This window comes from Parazoarcus communis SWub3 = DSM 12120, assembly GCF_003226565.1.
Classification (GTDB): Bacteria; Pseudomonadota; Gammaproteobacteria; order Burkholderiales; family Rhodocyclaceae; genus Parazoarcus; species Parazoarcus communis.
Window position 1 is genome coordinate 45,745 of record NZ_QKOE01000013.1, and the last position, 15,199, is coordinate 60,943.

Below are 15,199 nucleotides of genomic sequence, written 5' to 3' on the forward strand. Positions count from 1 at the left end.
AAGCCTCCTCACTGGATGCGGTTGTATTCGTGCTGGTTGCGGGCACGGTTCTTCACCGCCTTCTCCCAGGCCGCCTTGTCACCCTTGAAGGTCGGGTTGTCCCAGGGCTGGGCATCCGCCTTGCCCTGGTACTTGCCTTGTTCGTAGGTGGTGACCTGCGGCACCTCACCGCAAGCCGACAGGCCAATGCTGCCCGCCACGAGCACCAGAACGGAGATCAGGGATTTCGCCTTCATTTCTGCCCCTCCCGCTCGCGCTTCTGCTCGCGCTGCTGATCACCACTGCCGTAAGCGGTCATCCAGCCCCAGGCCTCCAGGCCCTTGCCACGGCGCAGCACGCGGTCGCGGAAGATGTCGGACACGGTGGACGAATCGCCTGCCAGCAGGGCCTTGGTCGAACACATTTCGGCACAGGCGGGGAGCTTGCCTTCCGCGATGCGGTTCGAGCCGTACTTCTCGTACTCGGCCTTGGAGCCGGTTTCCTCCGGACCACCGGCGCAGAAGGTGCACTTGTCCATCTTGCCGCGATCACCGAAAGCAGCAGGGCCATTGGGGAACTGCGGCGCGCCGAACGGACAGGCAAAGAAGCAGTAGCCGCAGCCGATGCACAGGTCCTTGTCGTGCAACACCACGCCTTCTTCGGTCTTGTAGAAGCAGTTGGTCGGACACACCGCCATGCAGGGCGCGTCCGAACAGTGCATGCACGCCACCGAGATCGAGCGCTCGCCCGGCACACCGTCGTTCATGGTGACGACACGGCGGCGGTTCACCCCCCAGGGCACTTCGTTTTCGTTCTTGCAGGCGGTGACGCAGCCGTTGCACTCGATGCAGCGCTCGGCGTCACACAGGAATTTCATGCGTCCCATATTTTTCTCCTTCCCCTCAAGCCTTCATCACACGGCACAGGGTCGTCTTGGTTTCCTGCATCATCGTCACCGGGTCATAGCCATAGGTGGTTGCAGTGTTGATCGCTTCACCGCGCACGATCGGCGCCGCACCGTCGGGGTAATACTTGAGCATGTCCTCGCCCTGCCACCAGCCCGAGAAGTGGAACGGCAGGAACACCGTGCCCGGACCGACGCGTGGCGTCACCTGGGCGCGTACCTTGAGGCGGGCCTTGGTCGGCGACTCGACCCACATGTAGTCGCCATTGCGAATGCCCTGATCGTTGGCGTCCTTCGGGTTCACCTCGCAGAACATCTCCTGCTGCAATTCGGCCAGCCAGGGGTTGGAGCGGGTTTCCTCGCCCCCCCCTTCGTACTCGACGAGACGGCCAGAAGTCATCACCAGCGGGTACTCGCGGGAGATGTCCTTGACCTTGGTCTGCAGCGACTTGTACAGCGTGGGCAGACGCCAGAACGCCATCTTGTCGTCATGCGTCGGGTACTTCTCGACCAGATCGGGGCGCGGCGAATAGATCGGCTCACGGTGCAGCGGCACCGGATCCGGGAAGTTCCACACCAATGCACGCGCCTTGGCGTTGCCGAAGGGGTGGCAGCCATGGTTCTTCATCGCCACGCGGATGATGCCGCCGGAGGGGTCGGTCTTCCAGTTCTTGCCCTCTGCCGCGACCTTTTCAGCCTCGGTCAGTTCGTCCCACCAGCCCAGCTTCTTCAGCAGCACATGGTCGAACTCGGGGTAGCCCATCTGCAGGTCGGCACCCTTCGAGGCCGAACCGTCTTCCGCCAGCAAGGATTCGCCGTTGCGCTCGACGCCAAAGTTGGCGCGGAAGTTGCCGCCGCCATCCATGACGTGCTTGGAGGTGTCATACAGATTGGGCGTGCCGGGGTGCTTCATTTCCGGTGTGCCGAAGCACGGCCACGGCAGGCCGAAGTATTCACCGTCGCAAGGGCCACCCACTGCCTTCAGCGTCTTGACGTCGAAGGTGTGCATGTTCTTCATGTGCAGCTTGAGCCGCTCGGGCGACTGGCCGGTGTAGCCGATCGTCCAGGTACCGCGGTTGATCTCGCGCAGGATGTCCTCGATATTGGGCTCATCCCAGCCTTGCGCGTCCTTCTCCAGCTTGATGTTCTTCACCAGCTCGTCGGCAAAACCGAACTTCTTGGCAAAGGCGTACATGATGGTGTGGTCGGGCTTGGATTCGAACAGCGGCTCGATGACCTTCTCGCGCCACTGGATGGAGCGGTTGGAGGCCGTGCACGAACCGTAGGTTTCGAACTGGGTGGAGGCGGGCAGCAGATAGACGCCGTCCTTGCGCACCATCGCCGCCATCGCTGCGGTGGCCGACGGATAAGGGTCGATCACCACCAGGGTGTCGAGCTTCATCATCGCCTCGACCATCTCGGCGCCACGGGTCTGCGAATTGGGTGCATGGCCCCAGTAAACCACCGCGCGCAGGTTCGAATCCTGGTCGATCAGCTCATTGTTCTCCAGCACCCCGTCGATCCAGCGCGACACGGTGATGCCGGACTTTTCCATCATCGCCTGCGAGACATAGCGCCCCTTGATCCACTCGTAGTCCACCCCCCATACGCTGGCCCAGTGCTTCCATGAACCGGCCGCCAGCCCGTAGTAGCCCGGCAGCGAATCCGGGTTGGGGCCGACATCGGTCGCGCCCTGCACGTTGTCGTGGCCACGGAAGATGTTGGTGCCACCGCCGGACACACCGACGTTGCCCAGCACCAGTTGCAGGATGCACATCGCACGCACGTTGGCGTTGCCGACCGTGTGCTGGGTCTGCCCCATGCACCAAACCACGGTGGACGGGCGGTTCTTGGCCAGGATCTCGGCGGTCTTGAACACCTGCTCCTCCGGAATGCCGGTCACTTCGGTGACCTTGTCCGGCGTCCATTTCATGACCTCTTCCTTGACCTTGTCCAGGCCATAGACGCGCGCCTGAATGTAGGCCTTGTCTTCCCAGCCGTTCTGGAAGATGTGGTACAGCATGCCCCAGATGAAGGGAATATCGGTACCCGAGCGGATGCGCACGTAGTAGTCGCCCTTGGCAGCAGTGCGGGTGAAACGCGGATCGACGACCACGACCTTGCAGCCATTCTCCTTGGCATGCAGCAGATGCAGCATCGACACCGGGTGCGCTTCGGCCGCATTGGAGCCGATGTACAGCGCTGCCTTGGCATTCTGCATGTCGTTGTAGGAGTTGGTCATCGCGCCATACCCCCAGGTGTTGGCCACCCCGGCCACCGTGGTGGAGTGGCAGATACGTGCCTGGTGATCGCAGTTGTTGGTGCCCCAGAAGGACACGAACTTGCGCAGCAGATAGGCCTGCTCGTTGTTGTGCTTGGACGAACCGATCCAGTAAGTGGCGTCAGGGCCGCTCTCTTCGCGGATCTTCAGCAGGCGATCACCCACCTCGTTGAGCGCCTGCTCCCACGAGATCTTCTGGTACTTGCCGTCCACCAGCTTCATCGGATACTTCAAGCGGTGCTCGCCGTGACCATGCTCGCGCAGCGCAGCCCCCTTGGCACAGTGGGCGCCGAGGTTGATCGGCGAATCGAACACGGCCTCCTGGCGCACCCACACCCCGTTCTTGACCACCGCGTCGGCAGCACAGCCGACCGAGCAATGGGTACAGATGGTGCGGCGCACTTCCTCGTTGCCACTGCCGGTGCGCTTTTCCGCCGTGTTTGCGGCCTCGGCACTGCCAATCAGGTTGTAAGGCAGTTGGGTGGCAATCGCCCCGGCACCAACGCCCAGACCCGAACGCTTCAGGAAGGCCCGACGGTCCATGGTCTGCCCGACGATACGGGCGGCGGCATTGCGCAGGCGCCGGCCGGCACCGGCAGCAACGGCGGCTTTCTTGGTCAACATCGTTCGCTCTCCCGTCAGATACGCGCTGTGCGGTAGTAGTTGCGCATGTGCTCGGTCACCCCGGCACGCTCGCCCGTCGCTGCCGCCTTGGCCGCTTCCTGCACAGCCGGCACAGCCGAACCCGTGCTCACTGCAGCCACCGCGGCGGCACCCGCAGCACCACCCGCCCCCAGCGACAGCAGGAAATTCCGCCGCGACAGCTTGGTCTTGTTCTCACTCATCCTCGCTCTCCCCAACCAATCAGAAGGAATCCGCACCCCAGCAAGGGCACGGTCACACCATGTCGAACGCCTGACGTTCGATATCGAAAAAGGCCTGCAGCAAACCACCGGCCCGAATGTAGAAATCAGCCTCCGGCGCCGCGGCGATCGCCGCGGCCAGATCGCCATACCAACGCGCCAGATGACGATGGAAGAAGCCGCGCTGGCGCGCCAGCCCTGCCTCATCCGGCGCAGTCAGCACCAGATGACGCATCACCTCCGCGAGCGCGGCGAGATGATCCTCGGTTTCGGCCACACCCTGACGCCGGCCCAGGCCAAGCTCGGCCAGCTCATCGCGCAGCTCGGCCAGCGGCTCTTCCTGCAGGAAACCGGTCAGGTACCAGGAGCCGTTGAGCATGACCTTGGGCTTGCCCACGCTGATGAACAAGGCGGCGTACTCGTCCGCCACCGCAGCGGCGCTGTGTGACGCCGCGGCCGCACCGAGGGCGCGCCAGGCCTCGGCAAAAACGCCCTGCCCCTGGCCCAGCACGCTGGAGCTTGCCACCAGGGCCTGCAACAGCGCCTCGTCCGGCGCGGCATAGAACAAGCGCGCCAGCAACGCATAGTGGTCGGCACGGGCACGGTCCTCTTCGGACCAGCTCGGTACAGGCTGCAGGGAAATGTCAGTCTTCATCGGTGCGTTCATTCGGTCATGTCCCAGGCCTTGACGCTGTTCTCGTTCTTCATCAGGTCGATCACCCGGCAATCACCGCACATGCGCAGACGCGCCAGCTGCTCGGTCGAGCCAAACATCGAATGACCGCTCAGCCGGGCGATCATGGCCTCGATCATCGGCGACGCCCCCATCGGCTTGCCGCAACTGGTACAGCAGAAGGTTTCGGCCTCGCGCAGCTTGCGTGCACGGCGCGCCTCGTCGCTCAGCAGCAGACGCGGCTCGAGCGTCAGGGCCGACTCCGGACAGGACGCCACGCACAAGCCACATTGCAGACAGTTGCGCTCGATGAAGTCGAGCCGGTAGGAATCGTTGGAGGCGCGCAAGGCGCCAGCCGGACAGGCGCCGGTACAGGCCATGCACAAGGTACAGGCATCGCTGGCCAGCACTTGGCCAAAGGGCGCGCCCGGTTTCAGCGCAACCACTGCCGGCACACCCGCGGCGGTCTGCGCAGCGGGCGCCTCGGCAATCAGGTGCTGCAGTGCCAGCTCCAGCGTCTCACGCTTCTTCGGCAGCAGACGGAAGCTGGCCGGGCGGGCCACGCCACGCGCAAGCGGCGCGTTCCACAACGCACGCTCCAGTTGCGGCCAGGCATCGGCATCCGCAGCATCGACGATGCTTACTGCATCGCCATACCCCAGTGCGGACAACACGGCATTGGCGTGCCCGGCCTGGGCCCGCAAGGGTGCCAGGTCGTGCGATCCGGCGCCCAGCACGGCCACCTGACAGGCGCCCAGCGCGAGCGTACCCAGCATCATGTCCAGACCGATCGCATCCGCACTCCACACCTCGACCGGGATGACCCGTGCCGGCAGGCCCCGACCCCGCCGCGCCAGGCGTTCGATCACCTTGGCGCCAGCCTCGGCAGCATGGAACAGTACCCAGGCGTCAGTGCCGCCCGCACGGCGATACTCTGACAGCAGGGTTTTCACCTCATTGCCAAGGTCCGTCGCCCGCGGGTACTGAAAAGACAGGGCGCCTGAAGGACACACCGTGCTGCAGGTCCCACAGCCCTTGCATAGATAAGGATCGACCACCACCTGGTCGCCGGCCGGGCGAATCGCCTCAGTCGCACAGACCTCGATGCAGTTGCTGCAACCGGTCTTGCGCGACCGGCTGTGAGCACACAGGCTTGCCTCGTACGCCACATAGCGCGGCTTGTCGAACTCGCCGACAAACTCACCCAGCCCCTGCACCGCCATTGCCTGGTCGAAAGGATCGCGCCCCGGTGCGGCATAACCATCCGGCAACTCGACGCGCTTGATCAGGGGCTCGACCGACAGATCCAGCACCAGATCGAAAGTCTCCTTGCGTGCCACGTCAACGCGCGCAAAGTCGATGGCGCCGACGCTGCCACACGCGCTGACACAGCTGCGGTGCTCAGCGCATTTTTGCGTATCCACCTGCAGATCGAAGCCGATTGCCCCTTCCGGACAGGCCTTGACGCAGGCATTGCAGCGTACACACAGTTCGAGATCGATCGGATTCTGCTGCTGCCAGCTCAGCTCGAAAGCGCCCAGATGCCCTTTCAAGCCGACCGGCTTGCCCGACCACACTGGATAATCGTTATCCGCCGGCAACTCGACATCGCCGGCGCGCTCGGTGATCAGCACCGAGACGTCAAAGCCGCTGGCAAGGCGCTCCGCCCAACCCAGCGCAACCCCGGCCTCGCCAATGATCACCAGATGCCGCCCCGCCGAAATCTGCACTGCAGGCACCGGCTCGACTTCCGGCAAGGCGGTGGCCGCTGCGATCAGGGCGGCCATCTTCGGCGTCGCCTGGGCACCTTCGGCCGACCAGCCTGCGTTCTCACGCAGATTGAAGAACTGGATGCGCTGGCTTGCATTCACGGAGTCGGCCAGTTCAGAGAACAGCGCCGACTCCTGCGTACAGGAGACCGCCACCGTACCACCGCCCCCCAGCGCCGCCTCCAGCACAGGCAGCTCCTGCCGGCAAAGGGCGTGATGAACCGTCAGCTCGCCATCGGCGAGCAGACTGCCCAGCCGCTCACCGTCAAGCGGCTGTGTGCGATTGCAATCGCAAAGTCGTATCTGTTTGCTGCTGTTGCGCATGGGCCCGCATCCTTGGAGGTGACAACAAGGAGCAGATTTCAGACCAGGAGAGGCGAGGAAGAAAGACGGATAAAGTCCGCAGAAATCCTATGAAAAAAAGAACATCCGTCATCAACGAGACAAAATGTCCCAAAAAGGACAGTTTGTCCCATCCTATGCAAATGCTGCGTCGCAGCAGCACAAAACACCAAAGCTCAGACCGACTACGACATCTGATACAGATGCTCGGCCACCGTCTCCACGACGTGACCATACCCTCACACGAGCGACCTAGCTCGATACCTGACTCAACTTACTCGTCTGCACATCCCTACGTTAGTCATACAACAAACGGAGTCGCTCTACCCGCAAGCATTAAAACACCACTTGGAGCAGGACGCATAAATATCCTATTCACATTATTCATTGATAAATGCATAATCAGCTCTTCATTTGAAGCGGAGAAGGCGATGCAAGCAAGGCGATACTCGGTTTTGGCAATGTGTTCGGTCATGGCTTTGGCCGGCTGCAAGACAAGCGGCACAGATCTCGGTGGCATGTTGGACGCTGGCGCTTCACTGATGACCGCAGCCACCCTGTCCGACGGAGACGTCAAAACACTTGGTGATCAAACCATTGCACATCATGACAAAAAAAACCGTGTTGCAAGCGCAGGCAGCCATCACGCGAAACGACTGGCGGGTCTCACCGCGGGGTGGAAGGAAGTGGAAGGACGAAGCCTGGAATACAAGGTTTACATTTCACCCGAGGTTAACGCTTTTGCAGTGCCAAACGGATCGATCCGCTTCTACAGTGGTTTGCTCGACAGCATGACGGATGACGAAGTTCGATACGTCATCGCACACGAAATTGGCCACGTCGTCTTGGGACACTCCAAGAAGGCGCTCCAAGTAGAATATGCAACGCTTGCGGCACGGCAGGCCGGTGCGGCTAGTGGTAACACCGCGGTATCTGCCATGTCCTCCTCAAGTATCGGCGAACTTGGTCAGGCCCTGATTGGGGCACAATTTTCGCAGTCACAAGAAAACGAAGCTGACGACTTCGCCGTCGATCTCCTGAAAAAGACAGGCAAACCAACGGGTGGGGCTGTAACCGCACTGCGTAAGCTCGAGAAGCTACACGGCAATCAACGCAGCATGTTCTCGAGCCATCCAGCACCTGGTGATCGCGCAAAACGTCTTGAAGCGCGAATTGCATCCAAATAGGGACAGAGTCGGTCGGTAAGCTCTTTTTGCGGCAAGATAAGTGATGGCTAAAACTATCGAGACCGCGCCGCAGACTCCGCATTGGCTATCCGTTCCGCTCCCAACACATGAGGATTGGGCCTCGAAACGGGAACTACGCTAGCGGAGGCTGCAGCCCCCCCTGAGAGGGCAACGTTTCCTCGAGCTCAGTTTCCGGAGCCTCAAGCGGTTCTTCCTGCGTGGCCCCGCCCAGACCTGCTGCAGCGCTCTCCTGTTCAGACTTCTGTCCGTTAACTCCGTCTTCGGTCTGCGTAGGAACGTCATCCTCACGTCCTGCCAGCCATTCGCTGGCCGAGCGCAGCTTGGCCAGCATTTCCGGCGGAATCGGCTCGGACACCGAATAGTCGTCGATATAGATGTCGAGCCCGTCCATGACATTGAAATGCGGGTCATTGAAGAGCTTCTTCAGGGCCTGACGCCGTACGGCCTCACCCACCTCCTCCTTGAGAAAAGCGGTGAAGTCGGACTCCAGGGTCAGCTTGGCAGGATCAGGCAGGTCAACTGGCGCTACCGCCTCGGCATTCGTCACTGGCAACGAAGAGGGAACCGCGGTAACCCCGGCAAGCGCCTCGTCCAGCGGCGTATCGGCCGGTGCTGCCTGAGACAGCTTGCGCTGCGACCAGCGCGACAGGAAACGTCCGGCACTCATGTGCGCTCCCGGCTCTGTGCAAGCGGGTCGTTGCGACGCACCTTCTTGCGTGGTGCCGGCTTGTAGTGGGTATTGACGAAATCCCCCACCCAGTCGGCCATCTCCCGCGACATCGGAATACCATCCACCTGCTCGCCAGAATCGAGCCAGCGCGCCGCCTCGCCATAGCTTGCGGACACGGCCTTCGGCTCTGCCAGCGCCCCTTCCTTGCGCCACATGACAAAGACTTTGGGCAGGGGCGAACTCATGTTCAGGAAATAGTTGTCAGCTTCGTCGCGAAACAGCTCGATACGGAAACCGGCAAACAGCCACTGGTCGCGATCAGCCTCGGCCAGGATATGGCGCGGTGGCTCGCCGGCCTCGCCCTCCGCACTGCCACCGGCAAACGCCGGCACAACCCCCACCGCCTCCCAGGCCTCGTCAACCCAGCGGTTCTGCAGTTTGCGACGCTCCATGATGACAGCGATGGGAAAGTGGTTCATGGTCGAAAAGTCCTGACAGACAAAGTGAAACCTGGCGAAGGTTGACTAGCATACGGCAGGCCGCCACGCTCGGTAAGTCTGACCGCTCCCCGCGGTCAGCGGCAAGCCGACGCCAGACCGCTACAATCGACACATGAACAAACCCCGTCTGAACATCATTGGCCCGGGCCGTCTGGGACGGAGCATCGGCCGACTCTTGCACATGGCCGGTCAGATCGAAGTCGGCGCCCTGATCGGTCGCCACCCTGCCAGCACCGCAGCTGCGCACGACTTCATCGGTGCCGGCACAGTGTGCACCCTCGACGCGGCACCCGCGGCCGATTACTGGCTGATCGCCACGCCCGACGACGCGATTGCAGCGGCCGCGGCCAATCTTGGGCAGAGCGGTCGCTTGCGCAGCGGCGACACCGTTCTGCATTGCAGCGGTGCGCTGGCGTCCGGGGTCATGGCACCACTGCGTTCCTTGGGCGTGCGCATCGCGAGCGTGCATCCGCTCAAATCCTTCGCCGACCCGGCCACTGCGGTAACGGACTTCACCGCTACCTTCTGCGCCTGCGAAGGTGACGCCCTCGCCGTCGATGAGCTGATACCGATGTTCGAGGCCATCGGCGGACGCTGTTCCCGCATTGCTGCGGAACACAAGCTGCTGTACCACGCAGCAGCGGTACTGGCGTGCAACCATCTCGTCGCGCTCATGGACGGCGCCTTGCGCTGCCTGGAAAATGCCGGCATCGCCCGCGAACCCGCCTGGCACGCGCTGCAACCTCTGATCGCCGGCACCCTGACGAACATCGATCGCAAGGGCACGCAACAGGCGCTGACCGGGCCCGTCGCACGGGGCGACCTCGCCACCTTGCGCGCCGAGATCGACGCCACCCACGCGCTGGACCCCGACATCGGCGCGGCTTACCGCAGCCTTTCCCTGCTCGCGCTTCAGCTCGCCCCGCCTGGCCTCGCGCTGACGCGAGAGGACCTGAACAGCACGAACTTACCGCTACAATCCCCGCTTCCCACCGCCGACCTGCCCCATCAACCATGACCCAACGTCCGCAGCTCAGCCATGCCAGCCGCCCGCTCACCGTCACCATTCCCGCCGTCAATGAGCGCGGCGAGGTGATCCCAACCGCCATCGCGGGCGAGCATCCGCTGACGCTCTATGTCGACAAGCGCGAGATCGTCACGCTGATGACCCTGGGTGCCGCACCAGAAGCACTGACCATCGGCTGGTTGCGCAACCAGCGCCTGGTCACTCGCCTGGACGAGATTGCCTCGGTTCAGGTGGACTGGGAGGTGGAAGCGGTATCGGTCACCACCCGCGGGGGGCTGCAGGATGCCGACCAGCGCCTGGGCAGTCGCACCGTCACCACCGGCTGTGGCCAGGGCACGGTGTTTGGAGGGTTGATGGACGAGATCGACGACATCCGCCTGCCCGCGCAACGCCAGCTGTCGCAATCCACGCTGTATGCGCTGATGGACGCGGTCCGCCACCATGAATCCATCTACAAGCAGGCCGGTGCGGTGCATGGCTGCGCCCTGGCCCGTGCAACGCCCGATGGCGCTTGCGAGGTGCTGATGTTCTTCGAGGACGTCGGTCGCCATAATGCAGTGGATGCCATCGCCGGCCAGATGTGGCTGGACGGGCTCGACGGTGCCGACAAGATCTTCTACACCACCGGCCGGCTGACCTCCGAGATGGTGATCAAGACGGCACAGATGGGCATCCCCTTTCTGGTGTCACGCTCTGGTTTGACGAAGATGGGCTGGGACATTGCCCGTCGCCTGGGGCTGACCATGATTGGACGCGCTCAGGGCAAGCACTACCTGTTGTTTTCCGGCGAGGAGTACTTCACCCGATGAACACCGACAAAATCACCGGCGTGTTGCTGGCGGGCGGCCAGGGCAGCCGCATGGGCGGCGTGGACAAGGGACTGGTCGAACTCGCCGGCCAACCCATGGCCGCGCATGTACTCGAGCGTCTGGGCCCTCAGGTGGACGAGCTGATCATCAATGCCAACCAGAATGCCGAGGCCTATGCGGCCTTCGGCCATCCGGTCTTCGGCGATGACATTCCCGGCTACGCCGGCCCGCTTGCCGGTCTGCATGCCGCGCTGGTGCGCGCCAGCCACCCCCTGGTGGTGACCGCGCCATGCGACTCGCCCTTTCTGCCCAGCGATCTGGTCGAGCGCCTGCATCAGGCGCTGCGTGCGCAAAATGCCGATCTGGCGGTGGCAAAGACCTTCGACCAGGCCCACCCGGTGTTCTGTCTGTGCCGCAGCCAACTGGCCAGTCACCTGCACGACTTTCTTTCCAGCGGCGGGCGCCGGATCGACCGCTGGTACGGCAGCCTGAACGTCGTCGAGGTAGCCTTCGATGACGAAGAGGCCGCGTTCCGTAACATCAACACTCGCGAAGAGCTCGTTGCTGCAGCAGATGGCTTACCGGCTGACCGTGGCTGATCTTGCCCCTATGCAGGTGACGGATGACGGCAGCCCCAACCTTACCGCCCGCCAGGCTGCGGCCTATCTGCACCTGAACGAGAAGAAGCTTTACGAACTGGCCAACGCGCACGAGATTCCCGCCGCCCGAGTCGGCGGCAAATGGTTGTTTCCACGTGCCCTGCTCGACGACTGGCTGCGCGAGCAGGCCCATGGCGGCGTGCTGACCGATCGCCTGCTGATTACCGGCAGTGACGATCCACTGCTGAGTGCCACAGTCAGTGCGCTGGCGCCACAACTCGGTGCCGACGCCTATGTCGCTTACAGCCCGACCGGCACGCTGCCCGGGCTGGCCTTGCTGGCCGCGCGCAAGGCCAATGTCTGCGCCATCCACTGGGGCGGGGTCGACACCAGTTCAACCCAGCACGCCATGCTGCTGAGACGCTTCGCCGCCCACCCTGGCTGGGCGCGGATCCGGCTGGCACACCGCGAGCAGGGCGTCATGCTGCGCCGCGGACTCGATGTCGACGCGATCGAGACGCTGGCGGCTTTCGACTACCGTTGGGCAATGCGCAGCGCCGGCACGGGCTCACGCCATTTCCTGGAGTCCGCCCTGGCCAGCCGCGGCTTTGATGTCGGTGACTGCACGATCGTTGCCGAAGCGCATGGCGAACGCGAAGCGGCCGGGCTGCTCGCGAGGGAGGAGGCCGACTGTGCCCCGGGAACCCGGGCAGCCGCCAGCGAATTCGGTCTGGGCTTCATCGCGCTCGGCTGGGAAGCCTTCGAACTGGCGATGCCGCGCGACATCGTGTTCCGCAAGCTGTTCCAGCAATTGCTGCAGGCTTACCGCGCCTGCACCCCGCTTGCCGACCGGCTGGGTGGCTACGATCTGGGCCCGCTGGGGCAGATCGCCAGCAGCGATTGACCCTGACAGATGGGACCAACCCACGACTGAGGCAAGCAGGCGCTAACGCCCCCCTGCGATCAATCAACCTGCTGTCGCGACAAGCCGGGATTCGCCCGGAGGCATGATGGAAAAATAACCAAGAATGAAGTCGGCAACCTGTGCCGGATCATTGATGTCGAGCTGTGGCAACTGCGTATCCAGCGGAGCATCGGTGGCCACCGCCACAATGTTGGCGTCGTCGGGGAAAAACGCCGGCTCGGTCACCACGGTGCGACGAACCTCGATCTTGGGAATGGCTGCGCGCTTGAAGCCCTCGACCAGCACCAGGTCACAATCCGTGAGCTTGGCCAGCAAGGCCTCGAGCGGCATTTCGTCATCGCCGCGCAACTCGTGCATCAACGACCAGCGCAGCCCGGAGCTGATCAACACCTCGCGGCAACCCGCGTGACGGTGACGCCACGAGTCCTTGCCCTGGTGGTCGATATCGAAGGTGTGATGGGCGTGCTTGACCAGCGACACCGCCAGTCCGCGCGCTGCCAGCAGGCTGATGACCTGCTCGACCAGCGTCGTCTTGCCACTGCCGGACCAACCGGCGAATCCGATGACTTTCATTCTGCTCTGTAATCCTGGCCGCCGCCATTACGCGCCGGCTCGATGCCTTCCTTACGATACTCCGGCTCACTCAACACCCAGACGGTAAACGCCGCGCCCGCACCCGGCGTGCTCTCGACGGTGATCCGCCCACCGTAACGTTCGAGCAGCGAATAGCTGATCGACAATCCCAGGCCGGTGCCCTGCGTCTTCTTGGTGGTGAAGAAAGGATCGAATATACGCGCCAAATCGTCGGCGCGGATACCCTGCCCGGTGTCCTGCACCACAATACGGACACCACGCGCGGCATTATGCTCGTTCCAGTCCTCGGTGCGCAGCGTCAGCACCCCCCCTTCAGGCATGGCCTGAACCGCGTTGACGATCAGGTTGATCAGCACCTGCTGCAGTTCTTGCGCGTTGATCTCGACCCGGCGACGGGTCTCGAGCCATTGCTCGACCCGGACGCTGCGCTTGGACAGATGGTGCCGCGTCAGCACCAGACAGTCGGCCAGCACCGTATTGACATCCACCTGTTCGACGTAACCGGCAAACTCGCCCGGACGGGCAAACTGCAACAGCTTGGTCACGATCAGGCGGATCCGGTTGACCTGCTCGTCAATCAAGCGGATTTCCCCAATGACGGTCTGCGCATGTGGCCCGAGCTCCTCGCGCAACAGGTCGAGGTTGCCCTGGATCACTGCGGTCGGGTTGCTGATCTCGTGGGCGACGCCAGCCGTCAGCTCACCGATTGCAGCGAGCTTCTCGCTCATCACCAGTTGCCGCTGCGCCGCACGCAACTCGGCATTGGCCGTGGCCAGATCGCGCGTGCGCTCCTCCACCTTCCGATCAAGTGAGGCTGCCAGTTGCTCGAGCTGCGTCCGCTTGAGCGCCAACACATCGAGCAGATGATCGAACTCGTGCGCGAGCGACCCGAGCTCGTCACGACTGTCGACTGCACCGACCCTGGCCTCGCCATCGCCACCATCGATACGGCCGATCACCCCATGCATGCGCTCGATCGGCCGGAAGATGCTGCGCGCCCAATGCAGCGACCAGATCGCACCCACCACACTGATTACCAGAAAGAGGCAGAAGATGACGAGCAAGGCAACCGTCTTCGCCTCTCGAAACGGCGCTTCGAGAAATCCGACGTAGAGCATGCCTACGCGCTCGCCCCGGCTGTCGACGATGGGCTCGTAGCCGGACACATACCAGTCATTGACCACGAAAGCCGTTTCCAGCCAGGTCCGGCCACCCACCAGCACGTGGTCACGCACCTCGACCGAAGCACGGGTACCGAGCGCACGCTCACCCTCAAACAGGCGGACATTGGTGGCAATGCGGGTGTCACCAAGAAACAGCGTCGCGGTGCCCTTGCTGCCGAGCGGCAATGAATCATCGCGATAGACGATGGCATTGATGGTATCGACAAATCCAAGGTTGCCATTGAGCAGTACCCCCGCCTCGACCACCGCAACCAGATTGCCCGCCGCGTCATACACCGGCGCCGCCGCATGAATGACCATGCCGCGCTCCTCGTGGCTACGTGGATCAGGCGCTGCACGGGCGGTGGGCACCAGCGCCAGCCGGGCGCGTTCGCGCAATGCAGGAGAGATGTCCTCCAGCGCCTGTGCATCGAAGATCTCGACCAGACTGCGCTCGCTCGCCGCATTGAGGATGGCTCTTGACACCACCGGCCAGTGTGACCGACCACTGCCGCGTGCCAGGCCGCCAGACGAATTCAGCACACGTCCATTCACATCCAGCAGATTGACGAAATCCACGTCGAACTCGCCACGCGCTGCCAGCAGAAAATCGGCCAGGCGCCCCTCGCTCATCGCAACGGTCAGGCGACTCGATGCAGCCAGGCGGTCGGCGCGGTTTCCAACACCCTCGATCACCCGGTCAAAATACTCGTTGGCGGTTACCAGATCGCTGCCAACCTTGAACACCAGCAGCTTGTGGTAGTAAGTGTGGCTCCAGTACCAGGTCAGGCCCATGATGATCGGGAACCCCAGCGCCAGCGGCGCCAGCACCAGAAACAGCAGCTTTGCGCGGACCGAACCACGAAAATAGTCAATCAAGGACAACAGCCGGA

16 protein-coding genes are annotated in these 15,199 nt (G+C 63.0%); 5 read left to right on the top strand and 11 right to left on the bottom strand.

The genetic code is table 11. The features are described 5' to 3' along the window. Nucleotides 1-8: 8 nt before the first annotated feature. From DNK49_RS16200 to DNK49_RS24140, 7 genes are all read right to left on the bottom strand, one after another. Nucleotides 9-236, bottom strand: coding sequence for a hypothetical protein (locus DNK49_RS16200; protein WP_110526802.1), 228 nt, complete (start codon nucleotides 234-236; stop codon nucleotides 9-11). Further along, on the bottom strand, nucleotides 233-865 hold the full coding sequence (gene fdh3B, locus DNK49_RS16205) for a formate dehydrogenase FDH3 subunit beta (RefSeq protein WP_110526804.1): 633 nt from the start codon (nucleotides 863-865) through the stop codon (nucleotides 233-235). Before fdh3B ends, DNK49_RS16200 begins: the two co-directional genes overlap by 4 nt. Nucleotides 866-881: 16 nt before the next feature. Next, entirely contained in the window at nucleotides 882-3,788 is a 2,907-nt protein-coding gene (locus DNK49_RS16210) for a formate dehydrogenase subunit alpha (protein ID WP_110526806.1), read from the bottom strand. A 14-nt stretch (nucleotides 3,789-3,802) separates the two neighbouring features. Then, entirely contained in the window at nucleotides 3,803-4,009 is a 207-nt protein-coding gene (locus DNK49_RS16215; protein WP_110526808.1) for a hypothetical protein, read from the bottom strand. Between the two features lie 52 nt (nucleotides 4,010-4,061). Further along, entirely contained in the window at nucleotides 4,062-4,682 is a 621-nt protein-coding gene (locus DNK49_RS16220) for a TorD/DmsD family molecular chaperone (protein ID WP_243632401.1), read from the bottom strand. Between the two features lie 8 nt (nucleotides 4,683-4,690). Then, entirely contained in the window at nucleotides 4,691-6,793 is a 2,103-nt protein-coding gene (locus DNK49_RS16225) for a 4Fe-4S binding protein (protein WP_110526812.1), read from the bottom strand. A 319-nt stretch (nucleotides 6,794-7,112) separates the two neighbouring features. Continuing rightward, nucleotides 7,113-7,286, bottom strand: coding sequence for a hypothetical protein (locus DNK49_RS24140; RefSeq protein ID WP_165843351.1), 174 nt, complete (start codon nucleotides 7,284-7,286; stop codon nucleotides 7,113-7,115). 67 nt (nucleotides 7,287-7,353) lie between these two features. On the opposite strand from DNK49_RS24140, the gene DNK49_RS16230 reads away from it, so the two are divergent. Then, entirely contained in the window at nucleotides 7,354-7,998 is a 645-nt protein-coding gene (locus tag DNK49_RS16230; protein ID WP_207807009.1) for a M48 family metalloprotease, read from the top strand. A 133-nt stretch (nucleotides 7,999-8,131) separates the two neighbouring features. Here the strand turns inward: DNK49_RS16230 and DNK49_RS16235 are convergent, their stop codons facing one another. Together DNK49_RS16235 and DNK49_RS16240 are read right to left on the bottom strand one after the other, a co-directional pair. Next, on the bottom strand, nucleotides 8,132-8,686 hold the full coding sequence (locus DNK49_RS16235; RefSeq protein ID WP_110526816.1) for a DUF3306 domain-containing protein: 555 nt from the start codon (nucleotides 8,684-8,686) through the stop codon (nucleotides 8,132-8,134). After that, entirely contained in the window at nucleotides 8,683-9,168 is a 486-nt protein-coding gene (locus DNK49_RS16240) for a DUF3305 domain-containing protein (RefSeq protein WP_110526818.1), read from the bottom strand. The genes DNK49_RS16235 and DNK49_RS16240 overlap by 4 nt, the downstream gene beginning before the upstream one ends. 133 nt (nucleotides 9,169-9,301) lie before the next feature. On the opposite strand from DNK49_RS16240, the gene DNK49_RS16245 reads away from it, so the two are divergent. The 4 genes from DNK49_RS16245 to DNK49_RS16260 are packed head-to-tail and all read left to right on the top strand — an operon-like array spanning nucleotide 9,302 to nucleotide 12,528. Then, on the top strand, nucleotides 9,302-10,207 hold the full coding sequence (locus DNK49_RS16245) for a Rossmann-like and DUF2520 domain-containing protein (protein ID WP_110526820.1): 906 nt from the start codon (nucleotides 9,302-9,304) through the stop codon (nucleotides 10,205-10,207). Beyond that, the gene (locus DNK49_RS16250; RefSeq protein WP_110526821.1) at nucleotides 10,204-11,025 is read left to right on the top strand and encodes a formate dehydrogenase accessory sulfurtransferase FdhD; all 822 of its coding nucleotides are present in this window, start codon (nucleotides 10,204-10,206) and stop codon (nucleotides 11,023-11,025) included. The genes DNK49_RS16245 and DNK49_RS16250 overlap by 4 nt, the downstream gene beginning before the upstream one ends. After that, complete coding sequence (gene mobA, locus DNK49_RS16255) at nucleotides 11,022-11,624, top strand: molybdenum cofactor guanylyltransferase MobA (protein ID WP_110526823.1); 603 nt, start codon at nucleotides 11,022-11,024, stop codon at nucleotides 11,622-11,624. Before DNK49_RS16250 ends, mobA begins: the two co-directional genes overlap by 4 nt. A 10-nt stretch (nucleotides 11,625-11,634) precedes the next feature. Beyond that, the gene (locus DNK49_RS16260; RefSeq protein ID WP_243632409.1) at nucleotides 11,635-12,528 is read left to right on the top strand and encodes a helix-turn-helix transcriptional regulator; all 894 of its coding nucleotides are present in this window, start codon (nucleotides 11,635-11,637) and stop codon (nucleotides 12,526-12,528) included. Nucleotides 12,529-12,591: 63 nt separating this feature from the next. Here DNK49_RS16260 and mobB read toward each other — a convergent pair whose 3' ends face one another. Further along, nucleotides 12,592-13,122: a molybdopterin-guanine dinucleotide biosynthesis protein B gene (gene mobB / locus DNK49_RS16265; protein ID WP_110526827.1), complete on the bottom strand. Its 531-nt coding sequence runs from the start codon at nucleotides 13,120-13,122 to the stop codon at nucleotides 12,592-12,594. Next, the gene (locus tag DNK49_RS16270) at nucleotides 13,119-15,191 is read right to left on the bottom strand and encodes a sensor histidine kinase (protein ID WP_243632410.1); all 2,073 of its coding nucleotides are present in this window, start codon (nucleotides 15,189-15,191) and stop codon (nucleotides 13,119-13,121) included. Before DNK49_RS16270 ends, mobB begins: the two co-directional genes overlap by 4 nt. Between the last annotated feature and the right edge of the window lie 8 nt (nucleotides 15,192-15,199).